Genomic DNA, 20,738 nt, shown 5'->3' on the forward strand with positions numbered 1-20,738 from the left:
CTCCAGTCGACGGCGGGCGGCTACGGTGACCGGGTAGTCGCGGCGCCAGCCGCTCAGGTCGAAAGGGGGGGTCAGACCTATGACCGACGTCCGACGACTTCCAGGCCCCGGTGCGGAGAAGTGGGAGTGGCAGCTCCACGGCGCCTGCCGAGGCGAGAGCACCGAGCTCTTCTTCCATCCCGAGGGCGAGCGCGGCCCGGCCCGAGCCGCGAGGGAAGCCGCGGCGAAGGCCATCTGCGCACGTTGTCCGGTCATCCGGGCCTGCGGAGAGCATGCCCTTGCGGCCCGGGAACCGTACGGCGTCTGGGGTGGAATGAGTGAGTCCGAACGGGAGGCCGTCCTGACCGGGCGCACCCGGCGAGGCGCGGCCCGTCACACGACGGCGCGGCCCGGTCTCGCACCGGCCTGCTGAAAGGTTCGATCACCGAGTACCGAGATCCCCGGGCCCGTCCTATGCCACGCCAGGACGGGCCCGGGGATCTCGCGTTTCCAGGGAACCCCACGGCCCCGGTGCACTCCCCTGAGCCAGAAGCACTCCTGCCACAGAAGCACTCCCCGGCCCTCGGCTGGCCGATTGGCTGCCCCCTGTTCGGACATCACCACCCATCCCCGGCGACCACCCGCGACGGGTGAGCGCCCCGTGATCAGGTGTCGGGTGCCTGACCCGGGTGGCGCCCGGCGCGACCTTGCTCGTGCGCACCGGTGGCGCTCGTGCACACCGGCGATAGCCACCGGAGAACGCCACCGGAGAACGACCGAGGCCCGGCCGGTCCTGATGACCGACCGGGCCTCGGCCACGGTGCTACCTCGCCGGTGCCGGCGGGTGGGCGACCCGCTGCTGCCGGGACGGGTCAGAAGCCCGGCCCGTGCGAGTGCGAGTGCCCGTGCCCACCGTGGGAGTGGGAGTGGCCCTGGGCCGCCGCGGGCGCCTCCGGCTTCTCCGCCACCAGGCTCTCGGTGGTGATGAGCAGCGCGGCGATGGACGCGGCGTTCGCCACCGCGGAGCGGGTGACCTTGACCGGGTCCACCACACCAGCTGCGACGAGGTCGCCGTAGTCGCCGGTGGCCGCGTTGAAGCCGACACCGGTTTCGGTCTCGCGGACCTTGGACACGATCACCGCGCCCTCGAGACCGGCGTTCCGCGCGATCCAGGTAAGCGGCGCGTCCAGCGACCGGCGCACGATCTGCACGCCGGACCGCTCGTCACCGGTGAGCCCGAGGTCGCCCTCGAGCACGGCGGCGGCGTCCACGAGCGCGGTCCCGCCGCCCGCCACGATGCCTTCCTCGACCGCGGCACGGGTCGCGGAGACCGCGTCCTCGAGGCGGTGCTTCTTCTCCTTGAGCTCGACCTCCGTCGCGGCGCCGACGCGGATGACCGCGACCCCGCCAGCGAGCTTGGCCAGCCGCTCCTGGAGCTTCTCCCGGTCCCAGTCGGAGTCCGAGAGCTCGATCTCCTGCTTGATCTGGCGGACCCGCTCACCGACGGTGTCGGCGTCGCCACCACCGTCGACGATGGTGGTGGTGTCCTTGTCGACGACGATCCGCCGGGCCCGGCCGAGGTCGGCCAGCGTGACCGAGTCGAGCTTGAGGCCGACCTCGGCAGCGACGACCTGACCGCCGGTGAGGACCGCGAGGTCCTGCAGCATCGCCTTGCGGCGGTCCCCGAAGCCGGGGGCCTTCACCGCGACGACTGTGAAGGTCTTGCGCACGGCGTTGACGACGAGGGTGGACAGCGCCTCGCCCTCGACATCCTCCGCGATGATCAGCAGCGGCTTGCGCTCCTGCACCACCTGCTCGAGCAGGGGCAGGATGTCGTTCAGGGCGCCGATCTTGCCAGGGTGCAGCAGCACGTAGGCGTCCTCGAGGACCGCCTCCATGCTCTCCTGGTCGGTCACGAAGTAGGGCGAGATGTAGCCCTTGTCGAACTGCATGCCCTCGGTGAGCTCGAGGTCCAGACCCATGGTCTGGCTCTCCTCGATGGTGATCACACCGTCCTTGCCGATCTTGTCCATCGCCTCGGCGATGAGCTCACCGACCTGGACGTCCTGCGCCGAGATGGCGGCGACCTGGGCGATCGTCTCCTTCGAGTCGACCTCGATCGCCGCCTTCAGCAGCGCCGACGAGACAGCCTCGACGGCCGCCTCGATGCCGGCCTTGAGCGACAGCGGGGAGGCGCCCGCGGTGACCAGCTTGAGGCCCTGGCGCACCATCTCCTGGGCCAGCACCGTCGCGGTCGTCGTGCCGTCACCGGCCACGTCGTTGGTCTTGGTGGCGACTTCCTTGGCGAGCTGCGCCCCCAGGTTCTGGTAGGGGTCGTCCAGCTCGACCTCGCGCGCGATCGTCACACCATCGTTGGTGATCGTCGGCGCGCCGTACGACTTGTCGATGACGACGTTGCGGCCACGCGGACCGATCGTCACCTTGACGGCGTCCGCGAGGGCGTTGACACCCTGCTCAAGCGAGCGGCGCGCGTCCTCGTTGAACGTCAGAATCTTCGGCATACCTGCGTGTCCCTCCGACACGGCGGCCTGGCGAAACAAGAAGGGCGTGCCCCGCCGGGGCCCCGGTGGATACCGGGGACCACCGGTGGGACACGCCCCGCCTGCTGTTGCCGGCGACCAGTCCTACTTCTCGATGATCGCGAGGACGTCCCGGGCGGAGAGCACCAGGTACTCTTCGCCGGAGTACTTGACCTCGGTGCCGCCGTACTTGCTGTAGAGCACGACGTCGCCGACCTTGACGTCGAGCGGGACGCGCTTGCCGTCCTCGAAACGACCCGGGCCCACGGCCAGGACAGTCCCCTCCTGGGGCTTCTCCTTCGCCGTGTCCGGGATCACGATGCCGGACGCGGTGGTCGTCTCGGCGTCCGAAGGCTGGACGACGATCCGGTCCTCGAGCGGCTTGATTGCAACCTTGGTGGCGGTGGTCGTCACGATCGACCTCCCCCTTCCTTCGCTGGATGAGAGAGCGACCCTGGCGGCCTGCCGTCGCGGGTGAACAGGCGCCTGTCGCTGGCACTCGCAAGTGCCGAGTGCCAACTTAGCACCCGCACCACGGACGTCAACCAAGACGGTCGGATCTGTCAAGACGGGAATCGGCCCGCTCGAACTGCCAGGCGTGCACCGTGCCTGTCACCAGCCCGACAGGAGGGTCCGGCAACGGCGGCCCGACCGTGTCAGCTTCCGGACCACCGCCACCGACGTGCAGAAGGATCACAACAAGACCCGCCGACGCCTCGCGCCCCAGGTAGATCTCGGCCTCCTGGTCACGCGCGGCACCCAGGGCCCAGGCCTCGAGGTCGGCCAATCGGCCCTCCGCCGCGCGGGCCTCCCACATCCAGGTCGTAGTCACCATGCCCAGGCCGTCATCCCCGCGCCCGGGGCCCGCCACCGGCGGAATCAGGGGCCGGCTCGCAGGCGTCACCCTCGGTCGCCGCCGCGGCTCGCATCGTCGCCTCGGCGGCCACACAGGCCGCGGCCCCCTTGGTCGGGTCCATCGCGACCAGATGCTCCGAGACGAGGCGCGCGAAGGCGACGAAGGCATCCCGGTCCGCAGGTGCCAGCGGCGCCAGAACATGGTCGTCGACGGCACGTAACGCGCCCCGCGCCCGGTGGTACTCGCCGACACCCAGCTCCGTGGCGACGATCATCCGCGCCCGCCGGTCGGTCGGCACCGGACGCCGCTCCACCAGCCCGGCGCGCTCCATCTCGTCGATGAGCCGCACCATCACGGTCCGGTCGATGTTGAAGCGGCGGGCCACCTCGATCTGGTTGTGGGCCACCCCCTCGACCGCCGATTCGAGGACGTAGAACCCCTTCATGCCACCGGGAAGCTGACCGACCGCGGCCACCGAGGCCGCCAGGTAGCCGTGGTGGATCTGACCGACGATCCACCGCAGGTCGTGGCGCACGCTGGCAGGCAGATCAAGATCGGCGCCATCCGCCGAACCGCAGTCATCGCGCGGAGCACAGCCGGAGCCACCGGCAGGCGGGCCGACCTCCAGCCGGTCCGTAGCCGACTCCGAGCACCGTGCATCGGCCGACGAAGGCACCGCGGAGGCACCACCCAACGACCGCTCCACGCTCACACAGTACCCCGATCAGTTGCCTAGCCGATCATCAACGACTCGTCTGCCACGCAGATAGGTGTTGACACAGATTATTTGGTGGAGCAATCATCTGCATGGACATCTACGCGACAGACGGCAGGGCGGAGGCAGCGGCGCAGACGTGCCATGCCGGCGCGGAGCCGCCCGGGCGACGTGTCCGCGTCTGCCCGGGAGCCCGTCGCCAGTCGTTCCTCACCGCGCGAGCGCCGGCCACGGCGCTCCGGGGTAGCCACCCCGATCCACGCAATGACGATCAAGGAGTTCCTGGTGCCCAATCTGCTTCACGTCGACTCCAGCTTCGCGCCGCAGGGGTCGGTCTCCCGAAGCGTCGCCGCGGCCTACGTCGAGGCCTGGCGCGAGCACAACCCGGAAGGTTCGGTAACGCACCGCGACCTGGCCGCCACCCCTCCCCCGCACCTGAGCTGGACGCTGGTGTCCAGCGGCTACACCGACCCCGAACAGCTCACCCCGGAGCAGGCCGAGGCCGTGCGGGTCCGCGAGGAGTACCTCGGCGAGGTCGAGAAGGCGGACGAGTACGTGATCTCCGTCCCGATGTACAACTACTCGTACCCGTCGACGATCAAGGCCTGGCTGGACCAGATCATCGTCATGGGGCGCACCACGCCCGGTGAGGCCGGTGGCGGTGTGCTCGCCGGCAAGAAGGTCACCGTCGTGACCGCGCAGGGTGGTTCCTACGCGCCCGGCACCCCCAAGGAGGGCTGGGACCACCAGGTTCCCTACCTGCGGCACGCCTTCGAAGCCCTCGGCGCCGACAACATCGAGTTCATCACCGTCGTGATGACCCTCGCGCCGGTCAACCCGGCGCTCGCGGAGTTCAAGGACCTCTTCGCGGCTTCCCTCGACTCCGCCGAGCAGGCCGCCCGGCGCCGCGCCACGAGCGACTGAGCCGTCGCCGCCACAGACCGGACCTTCCGCCGGCGGATCGCGGTCCAGGCAGGACCGCGATCCGGGCGGAACCTCGCAGTCGCCCCAGCGCCGTCGCCATCCGGAGATCCGCTCAGAGCGCCAGGGCGGAGGTCGCCGCAAGCTCCAGCGACGACGGTGCCACACCTGCTTCCACCCGCAGCGAGCCGAGCGCGGCCACCATCGCGCCGTTGTCGGTACACAGGCCCGGCCGCGGCACCCGCAGGGTGATTCCGGCGGCCTCACACCGCAGGGCCGCAAGCGCCCGCAGCCGGCTGTTCGCGGCGACTCCACCGCCGATCACCAGCGTGTCGACGTCGTGCGCACGGCAGGCGGCGACCGCCTTCGCGGTCAGCACGTCCGCGACCGCCTCCTGGAACGACGCCGCGACGTCCGCCACCGGCACCGGCTCCCCGGACCGCCGCCGTGCCTCGACCCAGCGCGCCACGGCCGTCTTGAGGCCGGAGAAGGAGAAATCGAAGGTTCCGTCCCCGGCCTTGGCGCGGGGGAAGGGAATGTCCGCCCGTCCCGCCCGAGCCGCCGCGTCGATCGGCGGGCCCCCCGGGAACGGCATGCCGAGCAGGCGAGCGACCTTGTCGTAGGCCTCGCCCGCGGCGTCGTCCACCGTGGCACCGAGCGGCACCACCGGTTCGGTCGCGAGATCGGGTACCAGCAGCAGCGAGCTGTGCCCCCCGGAAACCAGCAGTGCCACGGACGGACGCGGCAGCGGGCCGTGCTCCAGCGTGTCCACGGCGACGTGGGCGGCGAGGTGATGCACGCCGTGCAGCGGGACGCCGAGGGCGAGCGCATACGCCTTCGCCGCCGCGACGCCCACCAGCAGCGCCCCGGCCAGTCCTGGTCCCGCTGTCACCGCGACGGCGTCCACATCGCGGTGCCGCAGGCCGGCCTGGCCCAGCGCCCRCTCGATCGTCGGGACCATCGCCTCCAGGTGCGCGCGGGCCGCGATCTCGGGGACGACACCTCCGTAGCGGGCGTGCTCGTCGACCGACGACGCGAGCGCGTCGGCGAGCAGGACCCCGCCGCGGACCAGGCCGACCCCGGTCTCGTCGCAGGACGTCTCGATGCCAAGCACGAGCGGGCTGTCCCTGCTCGTCATCCTTCGCCTCCCACCACCACCACCACCGGCGGCGCCGACGCGCGACCGGCCACCCAGCGAACCACCACCCAGGTTCGACCCACCGCCCCGGTGCGAACCGTCACCCCGGTGCGAACCGTCACGATGCCGCCCTGTCCCGGGCGATCGTCGCCTCGATGCGGTCCAGCAACGCCCCATACCCGACGGTGTCGATCGGGCGGGCCCTCATGACATACGCGTCCCCACCCGAGGGCTGGTAGTAGCCCCGGCGGACACCGAGATCCACGAAGCCCAGGCTGGCGTACAGGGCGCGGGCCGCGACGTTGTCCGTCCGGACCTCCAGCCCGCAGCTGCGCGCACCACGACGGCGAGCCTCCCGGAGCTGGGCGATCATCAGCCGGGCTCCGAGACGGCGGCCACGCATCTCCGGCACGACACCGATGGTCTGGATGTAGGACTCGTCCCCCTGCAGGGCGAGACCCGAATATCCGACGATCGACCCGGCCGAGACCGCCACCAGATAGTTCCGGCTGTCACCCTGCGCAAGCTCGGACCAGAAGAGCTCGGCCGACCACGGATCGAGGTCGAAGACCCGCCGCTCGATCGATGCGATCCCGGCCAGATGCCACCAACGCATGGGCAGCAGTTCGACGTCGCCGGTGCCTGGAGACGGACTCACAGCCACCGCGGTCAACCCGCCGTCGCCCCGGCGGCCGCCGGGTCGCCAGCCCCGGCCTCCGTTGCCGCCGTGACGGTCTTGGGCGGACGAGGCTCGGCCGCGTCGGGCCGCCGCAGGTAGAGCGGCACCAGCGGTCCCGGTGCACGGCCATCGAGGATGGCCGCCGCCGCGACCCGGACGAGTAGCGGCGGCGCCGGACAGATCGACGCCCCGGCCGGACCAGCCGGACCAGCCGGACCGGCATCGGGCTGACCGGACTCACCGACGAGGCGCGTCACGGGCTCGAAGGAGGCGAAGGCCTCGGGATACAGCGCGACACCGGGACCCACCACCCGGCGCACCCCTGCAGCGAGCAGATCCGCCGCGACGGCGGCGGGCGCGCCGACGGCAGGCTCCCCCTGGCGCGCTCCATCCTGGTAGCGAGCCCAGAACACCTCGCGACGGCGGGCGTCGGTCACGACTCCCACCGGGCCCGCGGTCCCGAGGCCGATTCCGTCCAGCGAGCAGACGCCGTGTGCCGGGATACCGAGCGCCGCCGCGAAGGCCGACCCGGTCACCATGCCCACCCGAAGGCTGGTGAAGGGCCCCGGGCCCACGCCGACGACGACCGCGGCCACGTCGGGCGGCCGGACCCGGGCTTCGGTGAGGACGGCGCTCATCATGGGCGCCAGCAGCTCACCATGGCGGCGGGCGTCCCACACACATCTCTGCGCGAGCACCCGCTCGGGCCCCGACCCGACGGCCACCGAGGCCGGTGCGCCCAGCTCGACCAGCGCGACCGTGCAGGCCGCCGTCGAGGTGTCCAGCGCCAGGACCAGCATCGGTCCAGACTACGGACCCGCCGGACACCCCTGGCGCCCGGCACGCCCGGCGCCCGGGCACCCGATCGATCCGTACCCGAACCATCTACCCGGCCGCCGGCGTACCAGGACCTCCGGGCGCCTGCCCCGACTTCCCACGGCGCCCGAAACACGGGYCGGCCGACGCCATCCGCAGGAATTTCCGCCGACCGCCGGGAGCGCGTTTCCGAACATCCACGCACACCGGCACGGCCAGAAAACAAGGATATGACCGTCAGGAATATCTGCGGAAATTCAGAGAATGCCGTGCGAGACGCCGCCGCTGAACGCGGGCGAGCCGTGAACGAACCGCGACCGGCCGCCGCACGCGGAGCGGTCCGCCCCCCGCCGACCGATCCAGGAAATCACAACGGACAACCGGCCGACGGTCGGCGGCCGGTGTGCCGGCCTCGGTGTACCCGGCTCAGTGGCTGCGGCGGGCCGGGCCACCCGAGGGACGGTGCCGGATCCGCGGATCGACGCCGATCGACGGCAGGCCCGCGATCGGCGGCAGACCCGCACGGCCGTGAACCGACGAGGTGACAACGCCCGTGGTCCGCGGCGGACGGCCCAGGCGAGCGGAGCCCGACAGCGGGCCGGCAGGCGCCGCGACGGTGGGCGCCGCGACGGCGGGCAGCTGCGGTGCCGCCGGGCTGTGCGCGGGAACGCCGGGCGCCGGCGGGAACGACGATCGCAACGGGCTCCAGCCGGTGTAGCCGAGCATTCGCAGCGCCGAGGCGGTCAGCTTCTGCGCGACCTGCTCCACCGACCAGCCGAGAGTGTCCAGCAGGTCGACGATCACACGCTCGTCGAAGACCGAAGCCCACAGCAGGACCGCGTACTCGGCCTCCTGCGGCGRCAGCACGCCGGTCTCGGCCAGCCCGACCAGCACTGGTGCGAGCACCTCGTGCAGCCTGGAGACCAGGTCGTCCTGCCCCCGCAGCCGGGCGAGGTAGCCCTGCGCGGAGCGCACGTGCACCGCGGCCCGCCCCCACCGGGCGACCGAGCGGACCCAGACCTCGCAGACCACCTCGAAGTTGCCGAGGTGGTCGTCGCCGGTCGACAGGGCCCGGATGTCGGTCACCAGGACGTCGATGAGCTGCAGGTAGTAGACGTCCAGTGCGTCGTGGACGTCTGTGAAGTGCCGGTAGGCGGTCGCCGTCGACACTCCGGCCTCGGCCGCGAGATCCACCAGGCTGAAACGGCGTCCGTTGCGCGCGAGGAGTCGCCCCACCGCGTCGAGAAGGTCACGCCGGCTGGCCAGGAAGTCGCTTCGGGTCCTACGGGACCGGGCCGAGCGCTCAGCCGGAGCCTCTACAAGGTCGACAGCGGTGCTGCTGCGCACGCGCGCCCCTCTCACGGCCACAACTGGCCATCAACGGATCCTCGCGGTCATGACACGGGTGGGCCGCCGCATGCATGAACTTCGCGCCTACGCCGCCAATATAGCGGAACAACTCATCAACTACGGAACGTTGACTGTTTGTCCTTACGGGCCGCTTGCCGCGACACAACCAGCCACGAGGCGGTATGGGGAGCAGGCCTGGACCGGGCATTAACCGGGGGATACGCGATCTTAACATGATCTAGGACACCGAGCGCTGAGCCATGGTTCACCTGCGGTGACAGCCCTCATTCCGGAACTCGTCGGGGATTAACTACCGGCAAGAAGGCCGAATGTTCCCGGAATCACTTTCCCGCTTACCCGAACATGCCCACCCGAAAAGGTGCTACCGCCCCGGCGGGCCACCCCGGGCCGGCGGGTGCCGCCCGCGCGGGCGGCCCGGTTCACCGCACCCGAGGGCCTCGACACCGGCCAGTCCCCCGATCCGCCGCCGCCGGGCGCCCTCAGGACGCCACGGCATGGACTACTTCGCGGGCTGCGCCGCCCGCGGCACGTAGCCCGAGTCGCGCCGCCGCACGCCGCGGCGAGGCGCTTCCTCTCCGCATCGCCCGGCGCCCGGCAGGCGCCGACCGGCCCACCGCGGCAGCCGACCACCCGACGTCAACAGGTCGACGACTTTGACCCGGACGAACACGGGCACCAGAGCAGGTCCCCCGCAGAGCGGACGTCCACACGGTCCCGCCGATGGCACCAGCCGGCTAACGCCCGCGGAGGGAGGGGCTGCCTCCGCGGGTTGGGACGAACGTGCAGGTCAGCGCGGCGCCAGGCCGAGCGAAGCCAGACGCCGCGCCCAGTCGGCCCCGGCTGGGCGCAGGCGCACCCGTCGTACCTCGCCCGCCTCGTCACCCGCGGGCCGGCTTATCTCGATCCGCAGATGGGCACCCGCCAGCTGCTCCACCAACCCGGAGCCCCACTCGACGACGGTGACCGACCGTGCGAGGTCGGCGTCCAGGTCGAGATCGTCCACCTCCGCCACCCCGCCCAGCCGATAGGCGTCCACGTGGACCAGCGGCAGACGGCCATCCGGGTGGACTCGGGCCAGGACGAACGTCGGTGAGGTGACCTGCGCCCGAACCCCCAGGCCCGCCGCAAGGCCCTGCACGAAGACCGTCTTCCCGGCGCCCAGCGGACCGTCGAGAATGATCAGGTCACCGGGCTGCAGCACCGGTGCGAGCCGTGCTCCGATCGCCCGCATTCCGTCAGGATCCTCGGCCACGATCTCCGGGGCGACCTGCGTGGGAGGCGGCTGCGCCGACGTGGCGGATGTGCCGGGCGTGGCGGGCGTGGTCATCGGGTCGGGTCCGTTCCTGGTCGTGGCCCGGCCGGTTCGAGCACGGGCGGTGCGGCGCGGGCGGCGGGCGGCGGCGCACCCCGGGGCGCCTACCGCTCAGGTCACGGGCTCACTTGCCCGGGGACCCGGTGCCGCGGGTACCCGGACACGTTCCACCAGGCCGCGGATGACCTCGTTGGTGACGTCAGGGCATTCCAGCATGATCGCGTGCCCGGGGCCGGGCTCGATCCGCAGCTCGGCGTCGGGCAGCAGACGGGCGAGGACACGGCTGTGCTCGACCGGTGTCATGAGATCACCGTCGCCGACCAGGATGACAGTCGGGGTGCCGCGAAGACCCGCCACGGCCGCTACCTTGTCATGGTCGAGGAGGGTGGACATGAACGCCGCCATCACCGGGATCGGTGTGTCCCCGACCATCGTCTCGAGGAACGAGACGACCGACGGCGGCACCTCGGTCGAGCCGAAGGCGATGCGGCGGGTGATCTCCCAGGAGAAGTCACTGCCACGCCGACGCGCCCGCTCGAACAGCACGGGCGCACGCTGCATGCCGCCCAGCAGTGGCGGCAGCACCCGATGGACCCCTCCGGCGAGCAGTGACGGCACACCGAAGGTCAGCCGGGGCAGATCGCCCGCGCTGGTCGACAGCAGCGCCACCCCCACCACCCTGTCCCGGAACAGCTCGGGATGGGTGCCCGCCAACGCCATGATCGTCATACCGCCCATCGAATGGCCGATCAGCACGATCGRCCCCGTGGGAACCCGCTCGGTCAGCACCTGGTGCAGGTCTGCGGCGAGCTGGTCGATGGTGCAGTTTCCTGCCTCGGACGGCCCGGAACGCCCATGTGCCCGCTGGTCGTAGAACACCATCGGCCCCAGATCCCGCAGCGCACGGTGCTGGAACACCCACGAGTCGCTGTTCACGCAGAAGCCGTGGACGAAGACCAGGGTCGGCGCACCGGCGCCGTCCGCCGCACTCGGCCGTGGCTCCTGGGTGGTCTCCTCGACGTACAGCGCTACGCCATCCGACGCCGTGATGACCGTCGAGACCCGCCCGCCGATGGGCCCGACGCCGTCATCGTCCGGTAGATCCGGCACGGCGCGATGCCTACGGACCGTGCGCCGCTCGCTGATCAGGCCCGCCGCCAGCACCGCGCCGACGATGCCGGCGGTTCCGCCCCGGCGCGCGGCGCGGGATCCCACAACCACCCCGGCAGCCCGCGCGGCCGCCCGGGCCACGCCACCCGTGACAGCCGGTACCCCGGCCAGCCCGGAGCGGTGGGGACGACCGCGGGCATCGCCGACATCGGTGCCACCGCTCACGGCTGGGACACCCACCATCGCCCGCCCACCTCTCCACTCCACCGGATCCACTCGGCTGGACCCATCCGGCCGGATCAGCCCACCCGAAGTCGCACGCACGCCAGTCGCACCTGCACCAGTCACACATGCACCAATAGCGGCACGACGCACCGGTATGCCCGATGGTGCCATCCCGTCGGGTGTCACGCCACGCGTCCGTCGTGTCGGACACTCCGGCCCGATCCGGCCACCCAGGCCGTCGGCCTGCGCATACGCGCAAGGAGAAGGACCAGCGCGACCCGGCAGAAAGACGACAGAGGATCAACAAGATCCACAAGGACCTGACCCAGATCCTCCGCTAGCGTTGAGCACGTCGGGCCATGCGGTTGTGACCAGGGGAGGCCTCGTGAAGTTGCGGTGGCGCAAGAGCAAGCCGGCCACGTCGCCCGCGTACGGCGGCAGAGCTTTCGAGGTCGATGACGACCTCGAGGACGACCTCGACGAACTGGGCTCGGGTCTCGGCGACGCGGGAGCGGCGGGCCCCGCCCCGGCCGCGGGCGGGCCGGTCATGCTGACATTGACGACGCGCTCGGAGATCGAGCAGGCCGCCGAGCGTGCGGCCAACCCGCAGCCGGTCCGTCGCCGGATGGAGCGTGGGATGTTCGGCGGTGCCGCCACCGGCCACTCCCATGGCGGCGATTCCGGCGGTTCCTGCGGCAGCGGCGGCTGCGGCTGCTGACCGGCGGCCGCGGCTGCTGACACAGGGCGGCGGCTGCGGCTGCTGACGCAGTCAGTGTCGACCGGGGCGGCCAGCGCGCTGTTGCGGCGGCCAGCGCGGCTGGTACCGCCGATGGCTGTGCGCGGGCTGCGGTCCGGTCGGCGCGCCGGGCCGGATCAGCCTCCGGTGTAGACCCGTGGGACTCGAGCGCCGACCCGGGTGACGATCTCGTAGTTGATGGTGCCGAGCACGCGGGCCCAGTCGTCAGAGGTCGGCTCACCGTGGTGGCCCGGTCCGAAGAGCACGACGTCGTCGCCGGCAGCCACCGGGTCGACGCCCACATCCACCACGAACTGGTCCATGCACACGGTGCCGGCGATGCGGCGGCGCCGCCCACCGATCAGAACCTCGGCCGTGTTGGTCGCCGCGCGGGGGATCCCGTCGGCATAGCCGAGGGGGATGACGGCGAGGTTGGTCTCAGAGCGCGTCGTGTACCGGTGCGCGTAGGAGACCCCTGTCCCCTCCGGGACCCGCTTCACCAGCGCGGTTGTGGCCCGAAGGGTCATCGCGGGGCGCAGCCCGAACGCCGAGGGCGGCCCGACCTCGGGCCCGGGCGACAGGCCGTACACCGACACGCCCGGGCGGACCATGTCGAAATGCGCCTCCGGGGTGATCAGCGTCGCCGCCGAGTTCGCCAGATGCCGGATCTGCGGGTTCAGGCCGGCCTTGCGCGCCACGTCCACCGCGTCACCGAACCGACCGATCTGCGACTGGACGGTCGGGTGCCCGGGATCGTCGGCGAAGGCGAAGTGGCTCCAGACCCCGACGACGTCGAGGAGCCCCTCCCCTTCCAGGGCCGCGGCCGTGTCGCACAGGTTCGGCCAGTCCTCCGCGGTGGCACCGGCGCGCCCGAGACCCGTGTCGACCTTCAGGTGCACTCGCGCGGCTCTGCCGACCTGCCGCGCGGCTGCGGCAAGCTCGGCAAGTGCCCAGGTCGCTGACGCGGACAGGTCGATGTCGGCAGCGAGCCCCGCGGCCAGCCGCTCACCCGGGGCGGCCAGCCAGGAGAAGATCGGGGCGTTGATCCCGGCGGCGCGCAGGCCCAGCGCCTCCTCCAGGAACGCGGTGCCCAGCCAGCCCGCCCCGGCGTCCAGCGCCGCCCGCGCGCAGGGCACCATGCCGTGGCCGTAACCGTCCGCCTTGACCACGGCCATGGTCGTTGCGTTGCGTGCCCGGGCTACCAGCGCCGCCACCGAATCGCGAACAGCGTCAAGATCGATGGCCGCGTACGCGCGCGGCAGGTGCGACTGGCTCACGCCTCGACGCTAGCAAGCAGGTCCCCGATGGCCACTGTGAGCAGTGCCGGAATGTCGCTGGCAGCCAGCGGGCGCGGGCCCCGGCCGGCCGCGAGGCCATGCAGGTGGGCGCCCGCAGCGGCCGCCCACACCGGTGCCAGACCCGCGGCCAGCAGGGATCCGGTCAGCCCGGTGAGGACGTCGCCGGACCCGGCCGTTCCCAGCCACGGCGTGCCGGTCAGGTTGACGAACGCCTCCCCGCCGGCGCCGGCGACGATGGTTCGGTCCCCTTTGAGYAGCACCGTCGCACCAAGCTCGGCGGCTGCCCGGCGAACGGTTCCCAGCCGATCCGCGGCCAGGCGGGCCGGCACAGCGGAGGCGTCCCAACCCAGGGCGGTGGCGACCAGGCGGGCGAATTCGCCCTCGTGCGGCGTCAGGACGACCTCGTTCGTCCCGTCCTGGGCGGTTCGCTCCCGCAGCAGGGTGGGCCGGGCGGCGACAACGGCGGCGAGTGGCTCCAAAGCGCCGGCGTCGGCCAGCAGCGGGACGTCGGTGCGCTCCAGCAGCGCCGTCACGAGCCGTCCCGTGGTCTCGTCCGCCGGCAGGCCTGGCCCGATCGCCCACGCCTGGACCCTGCCCACACCGAGCGCCGCGTCGGCGTCCCCGGGCTCGATCACCGTTACCACCGCCTCGGGGTGCGCACGCAGGACGTGATCGGCGGCCCGCGCCTGCGCTGCCACCCGGAGGTAGCCCGCTCCCCCGCGCAACGCTCCACCGACGGCCAGCACGGCCGCGCCGGGATAGCGGTCGCTGCCGCCGACGAGCCCGAGGACGCCCCGGGTGTACTTCGAATCGGTGGCGAGCGGCACCGGAAGCAGCCGGGCCACGTCACCGTCCCGCAACGCGCGCAGATCGGCGGCGGGCAGCGTCAGCCCGATGTCGACCAGCTCGACCTGGCCCGTGTGCGTCGAGCCGGGTCCCACCAGCAGACCACGCTTGTAGGTGCCGAAGGTGACCGTGCTGCTGGCCCGCACGGCGCCGTCGGCCACCGCGCCGGTGTCGGCGTCGACACCGCTGGGCACGTCGACGGCAACCGTGCGCGCGGTGGGTGTCAGGCGGGTGAGCGCCGTGTACGGATCGCGTAGCGCGCCCCGGCCGCCGATACCCAGCAGGCCGTCCAGCACGATGTCCGCCGAGGCGAGCAGCTCCGCGGCCCGGTCACCGCCCAGCCCGTCGGGGCTCGCACCACCGCGGGAATGGCCAGCACGCGAACCGCCGGCACACGAACCAGCACCGCCGGAACCAGCAGCACCCGAAGCGGCGGCGTCCGAACCGGCACCGCGTGCGCCGGTCTCGGGTGGACCGGTGCGGTACAGGCGGCCACCCGCGGCGAGCAGGGCCGCCGTGCCCTCGGGATGGGTCCGTCCCGGTGCCAGTGCCTGGACAACCGCGCCCCGCGCGGCGAGCCGGGCACCGGCCCACAGCGCGTCGCCACCGTTGTCGCCGCCACCGGCGAGGACGACGACCCGGGCCCCGTACACCCGGCCCAGGCGCCGGCCGACATGGGCCACCAATCCGGACACAGCCCGTTGCATGAGGGCGCCTGCGGGCAGCGTGGCAAGCAGCGGTGCCTCCGCGGCCCGCACGTCGGCGACGGTGTGCGCTTCGAGCATGGCGCCATGCTCCCGCCTCGGGCACGCCGCCTGCACGCCCGGCCCGGCCGTACGGGTGCGGCGACCCGCCCGGCGGCAGGGCAGCGGAGTCGGCGCGGGCGACCCGGCTTTCGCGGGCTGCGCTCAGGCAGCCCCGTGCTGACGGCCGTGCCAGGCCACGGTGGCTTCCCAGAGCGCGTCGGCGACGGCGTCGCTCTCGTCCGCGGCGTCGAGGAGTGTCTCGACCAGCTCGGCCCGCGGAACGCGGCTCAAGAAGACCCTGATGGCCGCGTGCACGGGATCGTCGGCGAAGAGCTCCTCCCCGTGGCCTTCCTCGTCGTCATCGTCGTCGGCCATTCCGGCCGACCCGGTGGCAACCAGGGCGACCGCCACGGCATGGCGACAGAACACCCCGCCCGCGCTGTCGGAGCACGTACAGGTCGAGCCTGGGCCATCGTCGCCAGCCACCAGGCTGACCTGCTGGTGACCGTCGTCATCGACGGTGCCCGACGCGTTGGTGGGACGGATCCGGAGCTGCTCCACCCGGCCGAGCAGAGCAAGGCTGACGCCTTCCATGAAGACGGCCGTGCCAGCCCGCTGGGCACAGGCACGTTCCTCGAAGGCGGCCTCGAGCGGGGTGACCGCACCCTCGCCGTGGCCGTCACCCTCGGAAGCCGAAATGATCATTCTCTAATCCTACGGAACCGACGCACGTGCGCGCCGGCCAGGTGGGAGACCGTCTTGCCAGGCGTCCGCTCGCGATATATCGTGAGCTTACGCGAGACAACGCGATCCAAGATCAAGGAGATCAAGATGAGTTCGTACGCGATTCCAGGATGGGAAGCCGGCTGGGAGGGTTGGCGCAGGTTCGGTGCCTCCCGGCTGATCGACGCCGCCTACCAGGCGGCCTTCACCGAAACGAACTGCGACCCCACCCGTGAGCGCCACAGCCGTATGCACGGCGGTCCCGGGCCACGCGACCGAGGTGACCGTGGCGGGCATGGTGGCCGCGGCGGCCGCGGTGGGCGAGGCGGCGCAGGCGGGCCGTTCGGTCCCGGCGGACCGGGCGGGCCCGGGGGCGGCTGGCCGTTCGGCCGCGGTTTTCCGCCCGGCCCCGGCTTCGGCCGCGGGGCACGGGTTGGCCGCGGCGACGTCCGCGAGGCCCTGCTCGCACTGCTCGCCGAGGAGCCCATGCACGGGTACCAGATGATCGGCGAGCTGGCGAACCGCAGCGGTGGCATGTGGCGGCCGAGCCCCGGTTCGGTCTACCCCGTGCTGTCGATGCTCGCCGACGAGGGCCTGGTCCGCGCCGAGGAGCGGGACGGGCGCCGGGTGTTCCACCTCACCGACGCGGGCCGGGCCCACGTCGAGGCCCGTGGCGACGCGCCCAAGCCGTGGGAGACCGCGGCGGCGAGCGCCAACGACGACGTGTCCGCGCTGCGGAACCTGGCCTTCGGGGTCGGCGCGGCGGTGGTGCAGGTCGCCCAGGCCGGCGATGCCAGCCAGATCGCCGCGGCCCGGGAGCTGCTCACCGAGACCCGTCGGAACCTGTACCGCATCCTCGCCGGGGAACCGGCCGGCCCCGAGGCGGCCACGCAGACCGGCGGTGACGCGGGCGCGACCGGCACCGCACAGTCCGGCTCGACCGACGACGACGGCGACGGGAACCCGTCCGGTCGGCCCACGAAGGATCTGAGCTGACCGTTCGACGGCGTCGCCACCAGGCGCCGCCCGAAAGCTGGCTCGGTACCGGAGCGGAAACGCGAGCCCCGCGTCCCGCTCCGGTACCGCAGGCACCGGGTGTGCCCCGGCCACGGCCGGGGCCCGGTCCTACTCGACCGTGACGGACTTCGCCAGGTTGCGCGGCTGGTCGACGTCCAGGCCCCGGGCAAGCGCCAGCTCGCAGGCGAAGACCTGCAGCGGCAGGGTCGTGACCAGCGGCGCGAACAGCGAGGACGTCGCCGGCACCCGGATCAGATGATCAGCGTAGGGCTCGACATCGGTGTCGCCGTCCTCGGCGATCACGATCGTGCGCGCCCCGCGGGCCCGGACCTCCTGGATGTTCGACACCACCTTGCCGTGCAGGTTCGCCCGGCCCCGGGGTGAGGGCACCACCACCACGACGGGCAGCCCGGGCTCGATGAGCGCGATGGGGCCGTGCTTCAGCTCGCCCGCTGGGAACCCCTCGGCATGCATGTAGGCCAGTTCCTTGAGCTTGAGCGCGCCCTCGAGGGCGACCGGGTAGCCGACATGGCGGCCGAGGAAGAGCACCGCCTTCGCGTCGGCCAGGCTGCGGGCCAGCTCGCGTACCGGCTCGACCGTCCCCAGGGTGCGGCGCACCAGCTCCGGCATGCGCTGCAGCCGCTCCACATAGGCCGCGACCTCGTCGCCGTACAGGACGCCCCTGGTCTGGGCCAGGAACAGACCAACGAGCAGGCAGGCCGCGACCTGCCCCAGGAACGTCTTCGTCGCCGCGACACCGACCTCGGGGCCACAGCGGGTGTACAGGACGGCGTCCGACTCCCGCGGGATCGTCGAGCCGTTGGTGTTGCAGATCGCCAGCACCCGGGCCTTCTGCTCGCGGGCGTGCTTGACCGCCATCAGGGTGTCAAGCGTCTCCCCGCTCTGGCTGATCGCGATGACCAGGGTGGACCGGTCGAGGACCGGATCCCGGTAGCGGAACTCCGAGGCCATCTCGACCTCGYACGGCAGCCGCGTCCAGTGCTCGATGGCGTACTTGGCGATCAGCCCGGCGTGGTAGGCCGTCCCGCAGGCGACGATGAAGACCTTGTCGATGTCGCGAAAGTCCTGGTCGGAGAGACGCTCTTCGTCCAGGACGATCGCGCCCTCGCTGGAAAGCCGCCCGCGCAGGGTGTCAGCGAGCGCCTCGGGCTGCTCGCTGATCTCCTTGAGCATGAAGTACGGGAAGCCGCCCTTCTCCGCCGCGCTCGCGTCCCAGTCGACGTGATACCGACGGCCCTCGACCGGGGTGCCGTCGAAGTCGTAGACGGTCACACCATCTGGACGGGCCTCGACGACCTGGTCCTGGCCGATCTCCAGCGCCTCCCGGGTGTGCGCGATGAACGCGGAGACATCGCTGGCCAGGAAGGCCTCCCCGACACCGAGACCGACGACGAGGGGGCTGTTACGGCGCGCCCCGACCACCACGCCGGGATGGTCCTGATGCAGGACGACCAACGTGAAGGCGCCCTTCAGCCGGCGGCACACCACCCGCAGGGCCTCGGTGACCGGGTGCGCCGACGCGACCCGCTGCCCGGACCCCGACGCCGACGCCGACACCGGCGACACCGATGACGCCGCGGGGCCCGCGGCGGCCGCACGAGCGATCTCGATCTCCAGCAGATGTGCGACGACCTCGGTGTCGGTCTCGCTGCTCAGCTCATGGCCCGCGGCCTCGAGTTCCGCTCGCAGTTCGGCGAAGTTCTCGATGATCCCGTTGTGGATCACGGCGACCGCACCGGTGCAGTCGGTGTGGGGGTGCGCGTTCACGTCGGTGGGACCGCCATGGGTCGCCCACCGGGTGTGCCCCATGCCCGTCGTGCCGGGCATCTGCTCGCCGCTCTCGTCGAGGACCTTCTCCAGATTCGCCAGCCGGCCGGCGCGGCGTGCGGTTCGCAGCACCCCACCGCCGACGACGGCGACGCCCGCCGAGTCGTAGCCGCGGTATTCCAACCGGCGCAGTCCGCTCAGCACGACCTCAAGGGCCGGCTGCTCACCGACGTACCCAATGATCCCGCACATGTTGCTCAGCGTACGCAGTCCGGTCCGGGTACCGCGCATAGACCACTGGGACACCGCGGATGTCGGACGGAAGCCGCGCGCGTCCCGTCACAGCGGGTTGGCGCATCCGCCGCATGGAAGATCCCCGTCACTCGTGCCGGCCGACGCAGGACGGGCGACTTCAGGGACGCAGGACGGGCCAGTTCAGCGCAGGGCACGCTGGACGACATCCGCGAGCCGGTCCGCGAGCGAACGGGCGAGCTGGTCGGTCGGCGCCTCGACCATCACCCGGACCAGCGGCTCGGTGCCCGACGGGCGCAGCAGCACCCGCCCGCTGCCCCCGAGCTCCGCCTCCGCCTCCGCCACCGCGGCGCGCAGCTCCTCCGACGTCCCGGCCCGCGACCGGTCGACCCCGCGAACGTTCACGAGGACCTGCGGCAGCCTGGTCATCACCTTCGCCAGCTCGTCGAGCGGCTGGCCCTTCTCCGCCATCCGGCCGAGAACCTGCAGGGCGGTCAACAGCCCGTCGCCGGTACCGGCGTGTCGCAGGAAGACGACATGGCCGCTCTGCTCGCCACCCAGCGAATAGGAGCCCGACCGCATCGCCTCGAGCACGTAGCGGTCCCCGACCGGGGTGGTGACCACGTTGATTCCGGCCTCGCGCATCGCGTGGTGGAACCCGAGGTTGGACATGATGGTCACGACCACGGTGCCGTTACCCAGCTCACCGCGCTCGGCGAGCGCCACGGCACAGATGGCCAGGATCTGGTCACCGTCGACGATCTCGCCCAGCGCGTCGACGGCCAGGCAGCGGTCGGCGTCACCGTCGTGGGCGATACCCACGTCCGCGCCGTGCAGGCGGACGGCGTCGCGCAGGCTGTCCAGATGGGTCGCGCCGGAGCGGTCGTTGATGCGCAGGCCGTCGCCGTCCGCGTGCAGGGCGATCACGTCAGCTCCGGCGGCCCGCAGCACCCGGGGCGCGAGGTCGGAGGCGGCGCCCTGGGCGCAGTCCACCACGACCTTCAGGCCCTGCAGGCTGCCCGGCCCGGCTGGCAGGCTCGCGAGCAGGTGGTCGACATAGCCGTTCACGAGCGTGACGTCGTCACGGACCCGACCGACCTCTGCTCCCACCGGGCGGCGGGTGAGCGGGCCGGCCATCCGCCGTTCGATCGCGTCCTCGACCTCGTCGGGCAGTTTGAGGCCCCCGGCGGCGAAGAGCTTGATCCCGTTGTCGGGCATCGGGTTGTGGCTCGCGGACAGCATCACGCCGAGATCGGCGCCCGTCTGCGCGACCACATAGGAGACCACCGGGGTCGGCACCACGCCGATCCGCACGACGTCGGCACCGGAGCTGGCCAGACCGGCCACAACCGCCGCCTCGAGAAACTCGCCGGATGGGCGGGTGTCCCGGCCGACGATGACGACAGGGCGGTGGTCCGCCGACGAGGCGGCCCGGGCCACCGGTACGCCGTCCACCGGACGCTGCGGGGAGGCGTCCCGCGCGGCGACCTCCTCAACCGCGGCCGAAGCAAGCTCAAGTGCCTGCTGAGCCGTCAGGTCCGCGTTGGCGACGCCACGGACGCCATCGGTACCGAAAAGCCTCGCCATTGAGGCCTCCCCTGAAGTTGCAACGGCACCGGCGGGCGCTGTCGGCACACCGCGCGGAGATCGGCAAAGGACAGATCCGCAAA

General features: G+C 72.1%; 19 protein-coding genes. 4 read left to right on the plus strand and 15 right to left on the minus strand.

The window, feature by feature from the left end; translation table 11 throughout:
- Positions 1-79: 79 nt before the first annotated feature.
- Positions 80-412: a WhiB family transcriptional regulator gene (locus CcI49_RS16100; RefSeq protein WP_006541586.1), complete on the plus strand. Its 333-nt coding sequence runs from the start codon at positions 80-82 to the stop codon at positions 410-412.
- A gap of 439 nt (positions 413-851) precedes the next feature.
- On the opposite strand, the gene groL is transcribed toward CcI49_RS16100, so the two are convergent.
- The 4 genes from groL to CcI49_RS16120 form a co-directional block, all read right to left on the minus strand.
- On the minus strand, positions 852-2,501 hold the full coding sequence (gene groL, locus CcI49_RS16105) for a chaperonin GroEL (protein ID WP_054570456.1): 1,650 nt from the start codon (positions 2,499-2,501) through the stop codon (positions 852-854).
- A gap of 123 nt (positions 2,502-2,624) precedes the next feature.
- The gene (groES, locus tag CcI49_RS16110; RefSeq protein WP_006541584.1) at positions 2,625-2,933 is read right to left on the minus strand and encodes a co-chaperone GroES; all 309 of its coding nucleotides are present in this window, start codon (positions 2,931-2,933) and stop codon (positions 2,625-2,627) included.
- A 127-nt stretch (positions 2,934-3,060) separates the two neighbouring features.
- A complete protein-coding gene (locus CcI49_RS16115; protein WP_076827756.1) occupies positions 3,061-3,354 on the minus strand; it encodes a hypothetical protein in 294 nt (97 codons plus the stop codon).
- A 10-nt stretch (positions 3,355-3,364) separates the two neighbouring features.
- Positions 3,365-4,069, minus strand: coding sequence for a MarR family winged helix-turn-helix transcriptional regulator (locus CcI49_RS16120; RefSeq protein WP_054570455.1), 705 nt, complete (start codon positions 4,067-4,069; stop codon positions 3,365-3,367).
- A gap of 306 nt (positions 4,070-4,375) precedes the next feature.
- Between CcI49_RS16120 and CcI49_RS16125 the strand changes: the two genes are divergently transcribed.
- Positions 4,376-5,014, plus strand: a complete 639-nt coding sequence (locus CcI49_RS16125; protein ID WP_054570663.1) for an NAD(P)H-dependent oxidoreductase — start codon at positions 4,376-4,378, stop codon at positions 5,012-5,014.
- 112 nt (positions 5,015-5,126) lie between these two features.
- Here the strand turns inward: CcI49_RS16125 and tsaD are convergent, their stop codons facing one another.
- The 6 genes from tsaD to CcI49_RS16155 all read right to left on the minus strand — a co-directional run bounded on the left by tsaD (position 5,127) and on the right by CcI49_RS16155 (position 11,680).
- Positions 5,127-6,149 carry a tRNA (adenosine(37)-N6)-threonylcarbamoyltransferase complex transferase subunit TsaD gene (tsaD, locus tag CcI49_RS16130; protein WP_076827545.1) on the minus strand — a complete coding sequence of 341 codons (1,023 nt, stop codon included), beginning with the start codon at positions 6,147-6,149 and terminating at the stop codon, positions 5,127-5,129.
- A 118-nt stretch (positions 6,150-6,267) separates the two neighbouring features.
- Positions 6,268-6,765: a ribosomal protein S18-alanine N-acetyltransferase gene (gene rimI / locus CcI49_RS16135; RefSeq protein WP_054570662.1), complete on the minus strand. Its 498-nt coding sequence runs from the start codon at positions 6,763-6,765 to the stop codon at positions 6,268-6,270.
- A 53-nt stretch (positions 6,766-6,818) separates the two neighbouring features.
- On the minus strand, positions 6,819-7,628 hold the full coding sequence (gene tsaB, locus CcI49_RS16140; RefSeq protein WP_076827547.1) for a tRNA (adenosine(37)-N6)-threonylcarbamoyltransferase complex dimerization subunit type 1 TsaB: 810 nt from the start codon (positions 7,626-7,628) through the stop codon (positions 6,819-6,821).
- A 442-nt stretch (positions 7,629-8,070) separates the two neighbouring features.
- Complete coding sequence (locus tag CcI49_RS16145) at positions 8,071-8,991, minus strand: TetR/AcrR family transcriptional regulator (protein ID WP_076827549.1); 921 nt, start codon at positions 8,989-8,991, stop codon at positions 8,071-8,073.
- An 811-nt stretch (positions 8,992-9,802) separates the two neighbouring features.
- Positions 9,803-10,246: a tRNA (adenosine(37)-N6)-threonylcarbamoyltransferase complex ATPase subunit type 1 TsaE gene (tsaE, locus tag CcI49_RS16150; RefSeq protein WP_076827760.1), complete on the minus strand. Its 444-nt coding sequence runs from the start codon at positions 10,244-10,246 to the stop codon at positions 9,803-9,805.
- Positions 10,247-10,438: 192 nt separating this feature from the next.
- Positions 10,439-11,680: an alpha/beta hydrolase gene (locus tag CcI49_RS16155; RefSeq protein WP_076827758.1), complete on the minus strand. Its 1,242-nt coding sequence runs from the start codon at positions 11,678-11,680 to the stop codon at positions 10,439-10,441.
- A 367-nt stretch (positions 11,681-12,047) separates the two neighbouring features.
- Between CcI49_RS16155 and CcI49_RS16160 the strand changes: the two genes are divergently transcribed.
- Complete coding sequence (locus tag CcI49_RS16160; protein WP_054570451.1) at positions 12,048-12,380, plus strand: hypothetical protein; 333 nt, start codon at positions 12,048-12,050, stop codon at positions 12,378-12,380.
- A 155-nt stretch (positions 12,381-12,535) separates the two neighbouring features.
- Here CcI49_RS16160 and alr read toward each other — a convergent pair whose 3' ends face one another.
- From alr to CcI49_RS16175, 3 genes are all read right to left on the minus strand, one after another.
- Positions 12,536-13,675 (minus strand): alanine racemase, encoded by a 1,140-nt coding sequence (gene alr, locus CcI49_RS16165; RefSeq protein ID WP_076827551.1) that lies wholly within the window; start codon positions 13,673-13,675, stop codon positions 12,536-12,538.
- Positions 13,672-15,327: an NAD(P)H-hydrate dehydratase gene (locus CcI49_RS16170; RefSeq protein ID WP_076827553.1), complete on the minus strand. Its 1,656-nt coding sequence runs from the start codon at positions 15,325-15,327 to the stop codon at positions 13,672-13,674. Before CcI49_RS16170 ends, alr begins: the two co-directional genes overlap by 4 nt.
- Positions 15,328-15,450: 123 nt before the next feature.
- Positions 15,451-15,993: an SWIM zinc finger family protein gene (locus tag CcI49_RS16175; RefSeq protein ID WP_054570448.1), complete on the minus strand. Its 543-nt coding sequence runs from the start codon at positions 15,991-15,993 to the stop codon at positions 15,451-15,453.
- A gap of 126 nt (positions 15,994-16,119) precedes the next feature.
- On the opposite strand from CcI49_RS16175, the gene CcI49_RS16180 reads away from it, so the two are divergent.
- Positions 16,120-17,007 (plus strand): helix-turn-helix transcriptional regulator, encoded by an 888-nt coding sequence (locus CcI49_RS16180; RefSeq protein WP_054570447.1) that lies wholly within the window; start codon positions 16,120-16,122, stop codon positions 17,005-17,007.
- 129 nt (positions 17,008-17,136) lie between these two features.
- Here the strand turns inward: CcI49_RS16180 and glmS are convergent, their stop codons facing one another.
- On the minus strand, positions 17,137-19,068 hold the full coding sequence (glmS, locus tag CcI49_RS16185) for a glutamine--fructose-6-phosphate transaminase (isomerizing) (RefSeq protein ID WP_076827762.1): 1,932 nt from the start codon (positions 19,066-19,068) through the stop codon (positions 17,137-17,139).
- A 183-nt stretch (positions 19,069-19,251) separates the two neighbouring features.
- Positions 19,252-20,655 (minus strand): phosphoglucosamine mutase, encoded by a 1,404-nt coding sequence (gene glmM / locus CcI49_RS16190; protein ID WP_054570446.1) that lies wholly within the window; start codon positions 20,653-20,655, stop codon positions 19,252-19,254.
- Positions 20,656-20,738 lie beyond the last annotated feature (83 nt).

The sequence above is a fragment of the Frankia sp. CcI49 genome (assembly GCF_001983215.1).
In the GTDB taxonomy this organism is placed as follows: domain Bacteria; phylum Actinomycetota; class Actinomycetes; order Frankiales; family Frankiaceae; genus Parafrankia; species Parafrankia irregularis.

Coding starts and splice junctions, on each gene's coding strand:
- CcI49_RS16100 (WP_006541586.1), top strand. CDS start 80: ATGACCGACGTCCGACGACTTCCAGGCCCCGGTGCGGAGAAGTGGGAG.
- CcI49_RS16115 (WP_076827756.1), bottom strand. CDS start 3,354: ATGGTGACTACGACCTGGATGTGGGAGGCCCGCGCGGCGGAGGGCCGA.
- groL (WP_054570456.1), bottom strand. CDS start 2,501: ATGCCGAAGATTCTGACGTTCAACGAGGACGCGCGCCGCTCGCTTGAG.
- glmM (WP_054570446.1), bottom strand. CDS start 20,655: ATGGCGAGGCTTTTCGGTACCGATGGCGTCCGTGGCGTCGCCAACGCG.
- CcI49_RS16180 (WP_054570447.1), top strand. CDS start 16,120: ATGAGTTCGTACGCGATTCCAGGATGGGAAGCCGGCTGGGAGGGTTGG.
- tsaE (WP_076827760.1), bottom strand. CDS start 10,246: ATGCGGGCGATCGGAGCACGGCTCGCACCGGTGCTGCAGCCCGGTGAC.
- tsaB (WP_076827547.1), bottom strand. CDS start 7,628: ATGCTGGTCCTGGCGCTGGACACCTCGACGGCGGCCTGCACGGTCGCG.
- CcI49_RS16175 (WP_054570448.1), bottom strand. CDS start 15,993: ATGATCATTTCGGCTTCCGAGGGTGACGGCCACGGCGAGGGTGCGGTC.
- rimI (WP_054570662.1), bottom strand. CDS start 6,765: ATGCGTTGGTGGCATCTGGCCGGGATCGCATCGATCGAGCGGCGGGTC.